The organism is Oceanispirochaeta sp. M1, assembly GCF_003346715.1.
In the GTDB taxonomy this organism is placed as follows: domain Bacteria; phylum Spirochaetota; class Spirochaetia; order DSM-2461; family DSM-2461; genus Oceanispirochaeta.
Genome location: NZ_QQPQ01000020.1, coordinates 75952 through 87940 on the forward strand (window position 1 = coordinate 75952; position 11989 = coordinate 87940).

The following is an 11989-nucleotide window of genomic DNA, read 5'->3' on the forward strand; positions in this document are numbered from 1 at the left end:
TACCTATCGTGAAGTCCATGAATACCGGCTTAACATGTCCTTTTACACTAAACCAAAAGAAGGTGAAAAGAAAAAAAACAGAATTTACTGAAGATGTGTCATTTCTACTGTCTTGAGTCAGTTTTTGAGAATTCCTGAAAACCGATTATGTTCAAGCATTACATTTACAACATTATTATCCTTAGTGTCACCAAGATGAATACAAATTCACCATTGACATACGAAAGATTTCGTAATAGTCTCATTTTGAGGTAATCATGAAGAGATTGACAGAGCTGGAATCAAAAATATTAAAAATAATCTGGAAACTGGGCTCCCGGGCAACAGTCAACCAGATACTGGAATCCTGGGAAGAAGATAAAACCCCCCAATACACAACCATCCTCAAAACACTTCAGATAATGGAGCAGAAGAAACTCATCGATCATGAGAAAAATGGTAGATCCTACACATATTTCCCACTCGTTTCGAAAAATGAGCTCTCTATTAATCAGATTAAAAATCTTGTCTCCATTTTTTTCGGGAATAATAAAGTCGCCATGGCAACAACCCTCATCAACTATGAAAAATTGAATAAAGAGGAAATCAATGAATTAAAAGCACTCATTGATAAAAAAGAACAGGAATTGAAGGATGAGTGATTTTGTCAGGTCAATGCTGATTACATCACTGAAGACTCAGATTCTTTTTAGCCCATTAATAATTTTCTATCTGATTTGCTTTATCAAAAAACTATCCCCATCTTTCAGATGGATTGTTCATAGAGGGGCAACAGTAATGTTTTTGGGATTGCCAGTCCTGTTTATCCTGATGCACTTTTCATTGAGTTTTGTCACAGATCGTCTGGAGATCGCTCCTGAGATAGACATCAATAGAGAATGGACTCCCGAATTTCAGGAGAGTCCTGAACAAAATGAGTCTACTTCTGCCCCTATCGAGAATTTTACTGCTGATGTAATTGATAATGAAGTCGAACAGAATGGAATAGAACCAATAATAAAATACAGTATTCCGAAACAGATAGAGCCAAAGAGAAGGATCTATCCGTATGGTATTAAACTATTAAACCTGCTCCCATTTATCCCCTGTTTTCTTATCCTTCTGCTTTTCATAACAGTTCTAATACAGAGTGTGGAAGAAAGAAAAATAATTAAAACCAGCAGCAGAAGGGTATACAGAAATTATCCGGTCTATTATTCAAAAAAAGTTCATTCTCCATTCTCAACGGGATTTTTCTCCAAAAAAATATTTGTTCCCTACAGTTATTTAAATAAAAAAAAGACCATGTCTATTTTAATCCATGAACTGGCTCATATTGAAGGGAATCATAATCTATGGACACTTTTGGAAAGCCTTGTTATCTGCCTGAACTGGTACAATCCTCTGTGGTATCTATACAAAAATTGTGGTGAATTATTAAAAGAATTACTGGCAGATCAGAGTGTTACCAATAAAAAAGATGTCATTGAATACAGTAGATTAATAATTGAAGAACTTGAATCTTTGAAAAATCATAATCATCAATACCTAGCAACGGGCTTTATTAAAAAACGAATAATAAAAGAAAGGATTAGCAACATGATGAACCCCATTACTCAAAAAGCGACTAAAGCTATAAAAATAGCCGGTCTGGCAGCGATTTTTATTCCTCTTGTTTTAACAGTATTGATCGGCTGTTCAGAAGCAAAGGAAATCATTGATCCAAATGATTTTTCCTATGTAAAAATATCTGAATTGAGTGTTATAAATGAAAGCTTCAATCTGGTTCTCGGTGAAAATGGTGAAAATAAAGATTCTTTTAATGACAGTATCATTTATTCAACACCTGAGGACGAGATCGTACTGGCTCTAAGAGATGATAAAAGTATACGTTTTAGCTATTACAATCAGTCAGGTGAAATTAGTAATCAGATATCCATAGAGGCAAATCGGGATGATATTTTCTCCTTTGCAGTAGATCATCTCGGGGATCTTTTTGTTTTTATCTATGACTCTGAAAGGAACTCTGGACGCTTGATAAAGTACCTTGATGATGATTCCATCGAGGAAATAATGAGTCTTAAGGATGTTCAAATCTGGCCCGGAATTAAAATAGAAGTTGATGGTAGTGGGACTCTGTATGTCAAAAATGAAGATATGCTGGAAGTTTACAAAAATGGTAAAAGGGTGATGAAAATTGGAGAGGTACCCATTCGTTCCATGACGATATCCCCCGATGGAGCATTATATTATATCTCCTGGGACAATCTGAAACAGATTAATATCATGAATAGTGAGACCAGTGAAATTAGGCAGTTTGAGACAGCTTATGAAAACTCTGTAATAAGCTTCCATGACGATAGATTGCTGATAATGGATACCAAGGGGATTAAGGAGTATGATGATTCCAGCTTTAAAGGCTACATAGCAAACAGTGAAGACTATCCGGAGCTGATGACACTGTTCAGTACTGATTTCATCAAGATTGATAATTCAATTTATATAACGTCATGGAATTCCAATTCCGGGGAGCTCTTTTTACATCAGTTGAAAATTACAGATAAAGAAAGAGACGCAGATAACAGACCGTCAATGACGATTCGGATGCCGCCCTATCTTCACTCTTCTATGGAATATGCAGCAAAAAAATATAATCAGACGTCAGCAAACGTTAAAATTGTCGTCTCCCAATATGAGAACAACAATGAAAACTGGGAAGCATATACTCAGAAATTAAGCACCGAAATACTGGCAGGAAATGGACCGGACATTATCTATCTCTCATATCTGCCCTATAAAGAGTATATGGCAAAAGGAGTTCTGGAAAATTTGAATCCCTATCTTGAGGATGATTCCTTTAATAGAGACGATTATCTGCCGGCCCTGACAGCGGCTGAAACTGACAGGGGGCTTTATGGACTCGCAACAGATATATGGGATGATGATATAACCTTCTCCGTTAAAGAATCAGTTATGAAAAAATATGGTTATTCCGGTTCCTATATTGATATACCATGGGAAGAACTGCTTGAAATAGCAAAAAAAGAGAGAAGAACGGACAGTAACGGGATGGAAATCTACCCCTTCGGTATCCCAGAATTTGATGAGCACAGTATGTTCTTTTTAGGAAAGATTCTAATCATGAACAATTACTTTCTGAACAGAGAGAGCGAAGAATTCGATGAATATGGTTTCAAAAGCTATCTGGAGATAATAGATACAATTAAAAATGGAGATATTGTAAAATCGGGTATCTCCGGAGCGGTTGGAATGTATAACTCTATGGAAGAAGGGTCCACAGTCTTCCTCAGTAATCGAATACAGGAATTCTGGACTGATCTTATTCATAAAAAGCATATTTTTAATGATGAACCGGTTATGATCGTACACCCGATTTTAGCTAACAATGATCTACACTTCAGAACCACTCTGCTCGGGATCAACAGCCATTCGGAATACAAGGATGAAGCCTGGGACTTCCTGAAAACCGTATTTACAAAAGAATATCAGGAGAAGATGTTTATTCATTCAACGCCTGTACATAAGGAACTTCTTAAAGAGAGAACCATCGCATCATTAAAAAACTCGGAACAATTCCATTGCAGTTTTTCTGATGACTCCGGAACAATGAGATACGATGGTCTGGCAAAATATACAGAAGAGGATATAAATAATTATTACAGAATAAATGAAAAGTTCAGACATATTCCGTATCGGATCAGAGCCCTGGATAAAATAGTTTTCGAACAGCTAGATCCATTTCTGGAAGGGACAATTTCTAGAGATGAGACTGCCTCCATGGTCAAAGAACGGGTAAACACCTATATAAACGAATGAACTTACCAAACAAAGAAACCGGCTGGATATTCCTTTTTATAGGCCCAAGCCTGGCCGGTTTTTCCCTTTTTTACCTGATTCCTTTTATTATGAGCGTCTATAACTCGTTAATCGATTCTCCATTTAACAGGGAGTTTGCAGGATTAAGGAATTATATCGATCTGATACAGAATCCTGTTTTTCAAAGAGCACTTATCAACTCTGTTCTTTTTACGGGATTATCTGTCCCTCTGCTTGTTTTTTTGTCACTGGCCCTTGCACTGCGCCTGAACAAAGCGACGTATAAGAGGGGATTATTCAGAACTCTGGCTATAACTCCGCTGGTCTGTCCAACGGCCTCCATAGTCATTGTCTGGCAGATACTGTTCAAGAGGTTCGGACTCCTCAACTCTTTCCTTCTCTGGATGGATTTTCCTCCCATTGACTGGCTGAATTCCGAGTATTCCCTGCTGGTAATTATCTCTCTCTTTATATGGAAAAACCTGGGGTACAATATGATCCTTTTTCTAGCCGGATTAAACAGCATACCCAAGTCATATTTTGATGTGGCCAGATGCTATGGTGCCGGTTCATTGTTCATTTTTTTCAGAATCACACTGGCATATCTGGCTCCTGTAACAATCTTTGTAGTCATTATATCAATAATCAACTCATTTAAAGTATTCAGGGAGATATTTCTTCTGACGGGTTATTACCCTGATAAGCGTTTATACATGATTCAGCATTATATCAATAATACCTTTGTAAAACTGGATCTTCAAAAACTGTCATCAGCCAGCGTTATTATGGCGTTTCTCATTTTTATTCTGGTTTATTATCTGTTTAACAGAGGAAAAAAGGACCTTTCTTATGGATAAAAAAAAGATAAGGGCTGTCGTCCTTCTCCCGATAACCGCTGTTCTTGTTTTTCCACTTATTATGATATTGTCGAACTCTTTTATGTCGGAAGAGGAGATTCTGATGACCTACTATGCCGATAAAGAATTGCCTAATCTCGTCCTGATTCCCCAGAATGTCTCTTTTGATCAGTATTTAAAGATTCTGGTCAAAGAAACAAAATATCTCTCTTATTTTTGGAATTCGGTGATTATTACATCAGTAATTCTTACGGGTCAGGTAATAATAGCTTCAATGGCTGCATTTGGCTTTACGGTTTATGTTTTTAAAGGACGGGAAAAGCTTTTTTTTCTCTATGTTGTCGTTATGATGATGCCATTTCAGGTGACTCTTGTTCCCAATTATATAATTTCCAGTAAGCTGGGGCTTCTGAACAACTGGGGAGCCCTTATTCTTCCGGGTATATTTTCTGCCTTCGGAGTTTTTCTTCTCCGCCAGTTTATGTCGACTATTCCTAGATCCTATATCGAATCGGCCAGGCTGGAGGGAGTTAACGATTTTATGATCTATATTCACATATGCCTACCCCTTCTGAAACCGGGGATTGCGGCCCTGATGCTACTTTTAGGAGTGGATAACTGGAATATGGTGGAACAGCCTCTCATATTTCTCAAAGACAGCAGATTGTATCCTCTATCATTGATCCTGAGCAGGATCAACTTACAGGAGGTTGGTATCGGCTTTGCTGCTTCTTCAATTTATATGATCCCTTTTCTTCTCCTGTTTTTACATAAGGAACAATCACTGGTGACAGGTATTACCAGCACAGGGGTTAAAGAATGATCTATAAAACCTTTTTAAAAAAGTCGACTTATCTCTTTATAGCAATGATTTTGTTTTTTACTTTTTTCTCCAAGACTATTAATAATCTCAATACACCAAGGATTAAAACAGTCAAACCCAGGGAGGGACATCTAGTAAAGATAATCCGTGGACAAGGGCAAATCAAGCCGGAAGTCTGCACCAGGCTTTACCTTCCTACTACACTGATCATTGATAGAGTTCTTGTAAATCCCGGTGATAAAATAGAGGAGGGGACAGAATTATTTCAATTGAACTCGACTATGATCAATAATACTTACGAACAGGAATATATTAAATATCACAAAACAAAATTGGAGCTAGATCAGTTAAAAGAGGAATTACAGAGCAAAGAGATCATTTTATACAATATCCGGGAACTGGAAAAACAATTGAAATTCGTCACTGAGGACAAAAACACAAAAATGATGATGTATGATTCTGGCTCCATTTCTAAACGAGCTCTCGATGAGGCCGATATTGTCCTGGAACAGATACAATCCAAATACCTGCAGTCTCTCAATAGAGAGGAGACAGACAAGCAGAATGAGGCAACTCGAATAAGAAATGTACAGAGAAGGATCTCAACCCTGGAAATGGAATTAAAAGTTCTGAAGCGGAAAGTTGATATTTTGACTGACCTGAAAAGCCAGTCCGTTTTTCGATCAACAATAGAGGGAGAAATCTTGACAATATACTGTGAAGAAGGGGAAAAAATCTCCCGGGAAGATCCCGTCCTATCAATGATAAACAGCAGTAATAATAGTTATATTTTTGAGGCAGAAACAGATTTGGATCAGATAAAGGATGCCAGTCCGGGGGATTATGCGAGCATCTATTTAAATGGAGATAAAGAGATTGAAAGTCGATTGGAATCCATCTATTCAAATAATAACGGCTCAACTGCGACTCTGACTTTTTCAGTTAACGATGATAGTTTAACGGGAAATGAGACAGGTTATTTTATCCTGCGAAAAAGATCAGGATTTTACAATTTCATAGTACCAAAACGGTCTATAAGGGGAACGGGAAGAGAAAAATTCATTTATCATGCGGTGGAAAAACAAGGAGCCCTTTCAAAATCCTATATAATTAAGAAAATCAGAATAAAAGTACTGGAGAGCAGCGATACCAGTGTTGCTGTTTCTGGAGAAATTATCTCAGATTCCGCTGTCGTACTGGATGAAGACCGTATTCCCCTGAATGAAAACGACAGGGTACTGATAGAGTGAAAAAACTGGTCCCTCTGGCTCTAATGTGGTTAAGCATCACTCTGCTGTGTATTCTGGAAAATGTGTGGATAGAAAATAGACTGCCCATCCCCGACAGGATTGATCTATATAATAAGCAGGGCATATTGCTGAAAGAGAAGCTTAACATTATTACAAAGGAAAATCCTGATTGGGATGTCATTGCTGTTTTCGAAACTACCGGGGTATTGAGTTTAGAGAAGAACCAGGCTGTTTCAGTTTTGGCCGTATCCTCTTATTATATGAGTTACAACCCAATCCACATGATAAGAGGAGCATTCGATATAGACCGGGCTGTCATCATCAGGAGAGAAACAGCTTACAATCTCTTCAACAGCGATGATGTAGTGGGTGAGCAGATTATTTTTAACGGTGAACTCCATCTGATATCAGGGATATTTGAAGTTTCACCACTGATAAAAGAGCTGGGTATTCCATCACCCGATATTTTGATCTCTTTAAATAATACAGCTTTAAAAAAAACCGGTATCAATCTGCTTCAGATACGATCAGATTCTAAAATTGATGTAAATGATCTTTATACTTATTTAGATGTAAAAGCTCAGAAAAATCTCAATATAAACCAGCGATTTGCTTTAGTAAAACAATTCAGGAATTTTCTTTATCTCAGTCTGGGGACTCTAATTTTTTCAGGAATTATCAGTATATTTAAGAAAAATTTTTTAAAGAGAAAAAAAATCTACAAAGAAAAAATAAAAACAATGTACAGGGCCGCCTGTCTAAAAATGATAATAGGTCTGGATCCATTCATTTATATTATTTATACTCCCGTATTAATCGGATTAGCCGTGATATTATGGTTCAATCCATATATTCCACCGGAAGTATTAAGCCATATCACAGGAAAGAAAATTCTCTTATCTCCGGTAAAATTCATAATGAATAGGACAATGAGTATTAACCCTGTTGTTGTTTTGCCACAGATTCTGGAAACAATGAGTTTTACTATTTTTTTGTTTCTCTATCTACCGTTTTTCTTTCTTCTATGCAGGATAGAGCAGGTATCGTTAAAACACAGTCTGTTTCTCCCTTTAATAAACATATCCTTCACACTTCTTTTTATATTATTGGGGATAGAGCCTGTTTTTGATTTTAAAATAAATCTGTTGTTGTTCCTGTTTATTACAGTATCAGCAAGCAGGGATTCAGAGCGCCCCGCAGGAATATATTACAACTCAAATTGCAATATGAAAATTAAAGGGCAATAATAAATGGACTGTCCGAAGTTATTTCGAACAGACTCGAACTGCTGACATGATGGTTAACAGCCATCCGCTCTACCAACTGAGCTACAGGGGAATATTTCAATGAAAAAAATATACACAGGAGGAAGAAATCTATCAACCTAATCTATGAATAGTGTCTGAAAAGCATCCATAGATAATACAGCCGCATTGCCGGCATCTGGGTGTATGCAGACTCTGGGAATCTCTGAGATTTCTGGATATAACTACAGAGCCGCATTCAGGACAGTATGTATTTTCAATCTGTCCTGTATTACCGGTGTAAACATAATTTAGTTTTTCTAATGCCTTATCCTGGAGTTTGTTCAACAGGGAAAAGGATGTAGAGGGAATGCTGTATTTATGCTGTGGATAGTAGGCCGTCAGGTGAAAGGGTATGTCTTCTGATATCCCGGAGAGGAAATCAGAAGATGCTGCAATTTCATCAATACTGTCGTTCATACCGGGAATAATAAGGGAAACCACCTCGAGGTGGCATAAATCGTATGCAGTCTCGATAAAGCTGCATACCGTATCAAGATCGCCTTTTAACTCATTTTTATACCAGTCTCTATTAAAACTCTTCAGATCTACCTTCACGGCGCTTAAATGTTTCAGAAGCCATCCTGCGGGTTCAGGATTTATACATCCGTTTGTAACAAGAAGTGCCGGAATTCCAACTTTTTTGAGCAGGGTTGAGCATTCAATAAGAAATTCATAATGCATAGTGGGTTCGGAATATGTAAAACAAACGGAACTGCTGTTTCTGTCTAAAGCAGTTTTTACAATAAATTCAGGAGTCCATATTTCGTTCGTTCTTCTGCTGTCAACCAGTTCATGGTTCTGGCAGAAGGGACAGCGCATATTACACCCTGAAAACCCTATGGATAGAGTCTGACTTCCAGGATGGAAATGATAAAATGGTTTCTTTTCAATGGGGTCTTCTGCAATAACTGTTACCGGATTCAGATCAGAAAAAATAGAGCTGTTGTCTGCTTTTCTGACGCGGCATATCCCCTGCATTCCTGGTTTTAGAATGCAGTGATGGGGACATAAAAGACATTCAAAGTCCCGGGATTCCCGGGACCTGAACAGCTCAACACTCATATCAGAGATGTTTCTGAAGAATTTTTATCTTGTCTACCGCTTCCCATGGGAATTCGGGACGTCCAAAGTGACCGTAGGCTGCTGTAGGATAATAAATAGGCCGTTTAAGATCAAACTGGGTGATTATTCCTGCAGGAGTCAGATTAAACTCTTTTCGTACGATCTCTTCGATTCTATCTTCTGCAATTTTACCTGTATTAAATGTATTTACATAGAGAGATACAGGTTCTGCAACACCTATGGCATAGGCCAGCTGTACCTGACAGTTGTCAGCATAACCCGCTGCAACAAGGTTTTTAGCAATATAACGGGCCAGATAGGCTGCAGAGCGGTCAACCTTTGAAGGGTCCTTACCGGAGAATGCTCCACCACCGTGAGCCGCTGCTCCACCATAGGTATCAACAATAATTTTTCTTCCTGTAAGTCCGGCATCTCCTTCGGGTCCACCGATTACGAAGTTACCTGTTGGGTTGATATGATAAACAGTATCAGATGTAAGAAGTTCCGGGGGAAGAGCTTTTTTAATTACCTCTTCGATTAATCCTGCTTCAATAACAGAGTGGGCAATCTCATTATGCTGATGAGACAGTACAACAGTTGAAATATGAGCGGGTTTTCCATCAATATAATCAACGGTAACCTGACATTTTCCATCGGGTCTCAGGAAATCCAGAACCTTGCTCTTTCTTACTTCAGCGGCTTTGCGCATTATCTGATGTGAAAACTGAATAGGGGCGGGCATAAGCTCTTCCGTATCACGGCAGGCGTATCCGAACATAAGTCCCTGGTCGCCTGCTCCCTGCTCCTTGTGGAGTCCCAGACCGGCTGTAACACCCTGACTGATATCTGTAGACTGGGGTTTAATTGCAGAGAGTACGGAAAATGAGTGATAGTCGATGCCGAAGTTGGGATCATCATAGCCGATATCCTTAAGGGTATCTCTGGCTATCTGTATAAAATCTATATAACCGCTGGTAGTGATTTCACCACCAACCAGTATCATTCCGGTAGATGCAAAGCATTCGCAGGCTACTCTTGATTCTTTATCAAGCTCAAGCGCCTTATCCAGCACGGCATCGGAGATAAGGTCACAGACCTTGTCCGGATGTCCTTCGCCCACACTTTCGGATGTAAATTGATATTTTTTTCGAGAATTCATTCTAACCTCCAGATAAAAGAGGTTACATTGTAATCTTTTAGAGGATTTATGTTAAGCAGTTCTGTTACTGTAACGCCTCAATAGATTCCTGAACATCCCTCTGCCAGTTCCCTGTTCCGTCAAGGAAAGTAATTTCAAGAATCACACCAGTCTGCTCAATCTTTGCATTCACATTGATGATACCGTCCTGAGTCTTGAGAGAGCAGTTCTTCAATATTGTCCCTTTTTCAAGATCTGCTGTTTTATAGGCTTCTTCAACCTTGAGAACCGCAGCGAATGTAGAGAGTTCCAGTACATGAGTGTTAATCAGCTGCAGATTGGTAGGATTCATAAACATGAAATCCATGCGTGTTTCTCCAACCGGTATCAGCTGATGTGATTTTCTAACTTCAGGTGCCACTTTATAGCGTAGAATCATGGACTCCAGGTTCTCAATTGTATCTTCAATACTGAATAATCCGTTTACTCCAAGAAAATGAGCCTTATGGGCATCCTCTTCATTGAAAAGTGGATCCACCAGAAGAATGAAAGGGGAGGATTCCCTGGAAAAATTCTCTCTGAGGAATTTTACAGCCAATTTCCAATGCCTTGGATACTCACTTTCATGAAATAAAACAACATCGGGTTTTATTTCTGAAAAATTATCCATGGCTTTAAGAGGATTCACATAGTGAATAAATCCGTAACCTGCGGGTGTGAAATATCTGTTTATACGGGATGCAGCAGCACTGTCTCCGGAAATAAGCACTATTTTCATTATTCAGTTCCTATGTTTTTGACTTCGTAGCGATATATCTTCCAGATATTCTCAAATCTGTTCAGATAATAAGTATATTTTTTAATTTCCCTGAAGCCTGTATTTTGGAAGACTTCTCTTACAATTACTTTTGCTTCATTGCTTGTATAGCTTGTCTGAAGGATTTCATATTCTACGGGGATATCGACAATGCCCTGATTTTCAGGAACACGATTAAGTTCAAGATCCAACCTGTAGGCCTCAACTGAAGCAGTCTGTTCTTCCTGAGACATTTTTTCAAACTGACGTCTTGTCATGTTGCTCTGGAGAAGGATCTCTTTTAAATCAAGATATAGAAAGAATTTATTCCACTGATTTTTCTGCCGTGCCTTGAGTGTATACTCCACAACTTCATCGGGAGCCATATTCGAGGAGGCAAGAATACTGCCTGTTTCCAGATCAATCATATCCTTGTATTCACCTTCATACATTCCGGGGCGTACAGTGAGAGAGAGCTGATTGGATTGAATACCCGAACCCTGATCTCTATTTTTAAGTTCGGGAAAAAACATTCCGTCAAGAACATAGACTCCCGGATCATCGGCAATCACAAAATCATCCAGTTCAAGAATAAACCCGAATTCTTCACCGGGCTCCAAGGTTATCATCCTATAAAAAGCAGGTTCATTACGGTCAAAATTTACAAGATATTCCCTGGAAGCAGGGAGAAATTCGTTCTTCATTGTTTTGAGTGTAAACAGAAAGTTATAGGTTCTGTTCTCGGCAATTCTAAATGATAAAGATTCAGATCCGGGGTTTGAAAGAAGAACTTTCACCTGTATAGGACTGTCAGGGTAATAGATTTTCTTATTATAATACCTTATGCTGAATACCGGATCAGCAGACCAAGCTGATAGGGTTGTGAAAAATGTGATCAGAATTAATAAGCACATACGCTGTCTGGCCATTGGATCTCCCG

Annotated in this window: 10 protein-coding genes; 6 read left to right on the forward strand and 4 right to left on the reverse strand. The window is 38.5% G+C overall.

Annotated features, from left to right (window positions below):
* Nucleotides 1-257: 257 nt before the first annotated feature.
* From DV872_RS15145 to DV872_RS15170, 6 genes are all read left to right on the forward strand, one after another.
* Nucleotides 258-641: a BlaI/MecI/CopY family transcriptional regulator gene (locus tag DV872_RS15145; RefSeq protein ID WP_114630795.1), complete on the forward strand. Its 384-nt coding sequence runs from the start codon at nucleotides 258-260 to the stop codon at nucleotides 639-641.
* Nucleotides 642-777: 136 nt separating this feature from the next.
* On the forward strand, nucleotides 778-3816 hold the full coding sequence (locus DV872_RS15150; RefSeq protein ID WP_158546994.1) for an extracellular solute-binding protein: 3039 nt from the start codon (nucleotides 778-780) through the stop codon (nucleotides 3814-3816).
* On the forward strand, nucleotides 3813-4673 hold the full coding sequence (locus DV872_RS15155) for a carbohydrate ABC transporter permease (protein ID WP_114630797.1): 861 nt from the start codon (nucleotides 3813-3815) through the stop codon (nucleotides 4671-4673). The genes DV872_RS15150 and DV872_RS15155 overlap by 4 nt, the downstream gene beginning before the upstream one ends.
* A complete protein-coding gene (locus DV872_RS15160; protein ID WP_114630798.1) occupies nucleotides 4666-5496 on the forward strand; it encodes a carbohydrate ABC transporter permease in 831 nt (276 codons plus the stop codon). The genes DV872_RS15155 and DV872_RS15160 overlap by 8 nt, the downstream gene beginning before the upstream one ends.
* On the forward strand, nucleotides 5493-6746 hold the full coding sequence (locus tag DV872_RS15165; protein WP_114630799.1) for an HlyD family secretion protein: 1254 nt from the start codon (nucleotides 5493-5495) through the stop codon (nucleotides 6744-6746). The genes DV872_RS15160 and DV872_RS15165 overlap by 4 nt, the downstream gene beginning before the upstream one ends.
* Nucleotides 6743-7993: an ABC transporter permease gene (locus DV872_RS15170; protein ID WP_114630800.1), complete on the forward strand. Its 1251-nt coding sequence runs from the start codon at nucleotides 6743-6745 to the stop codon at nucleotides 7991-7993. The genes DV872_RS15165 and DV872_RS15170 overlap by 4 nt, the downstream gene beginning before the upstream one ends.
* Before the next feature lie 132 nt (nucleotides 7994-8125).
* On the opposite strand, the gene amrS is transcribed toward DV872_RS15170, so the two are convergent.
* The 4 genes from amrS to DV872_RS15195 form a co-directional block, all read right to left on the reverse strand.
* Nucleotides 8126-9115 carry an AmmeMemoRadiSam system radical SAM enzyme gene (gene amrS / locus DV872_RS15180; protein ID WP_114630801.1) on the reverse strand — a complete coding sequence of 330 codons (990 nt, stop codon included), beginning with the start codon at nucleotides 9113-9115 and terminating at the stop codon, nucleotides 8126-8128.
* A 1-nt stretch (nucleotide 9116) separates the two neighbouring features.
* Complete coding sequence (metK, locus tag DV872_RS15185) at nucleotides 9117-10274, reverse strand: methionine adenosyltransferase (RefSeq protein ID WP_114630802.1); 1158 nt, start codon at nucleotides 10272-10274, stop codon at nucleotides 9117-9119.
* 64 nt (nucleotides 10275-10338) lie between these two features.
* Nucleotides 10339-11031, reverse strand: a complete 693-nt coding sequence (locus tag DV872_RS15190) for a hypothetical protein (RefSeq protein ID WP_114630803.1) — start codon at nucleotides 11029-11031, stop codon at nucleotides 10339-10341.
* Nucleotides 11031-11978: a hypothetical protein gene (locus DV872_RS15195; RefSeq protein WP_147283181.1), complete on the reverse strand. Its 948-nt coding sequence runs from the start codon at nucleotides 11976-11978 to the stop codon at nucleotides 11031-11033. The genes DV872_RS15190 and DV872_RS15195 overlap by 1 nt, the downstream gene beginning before the upstream one ends.
* Nucleotides 11979-11989 lie beyond the last annotated feature (11 nt).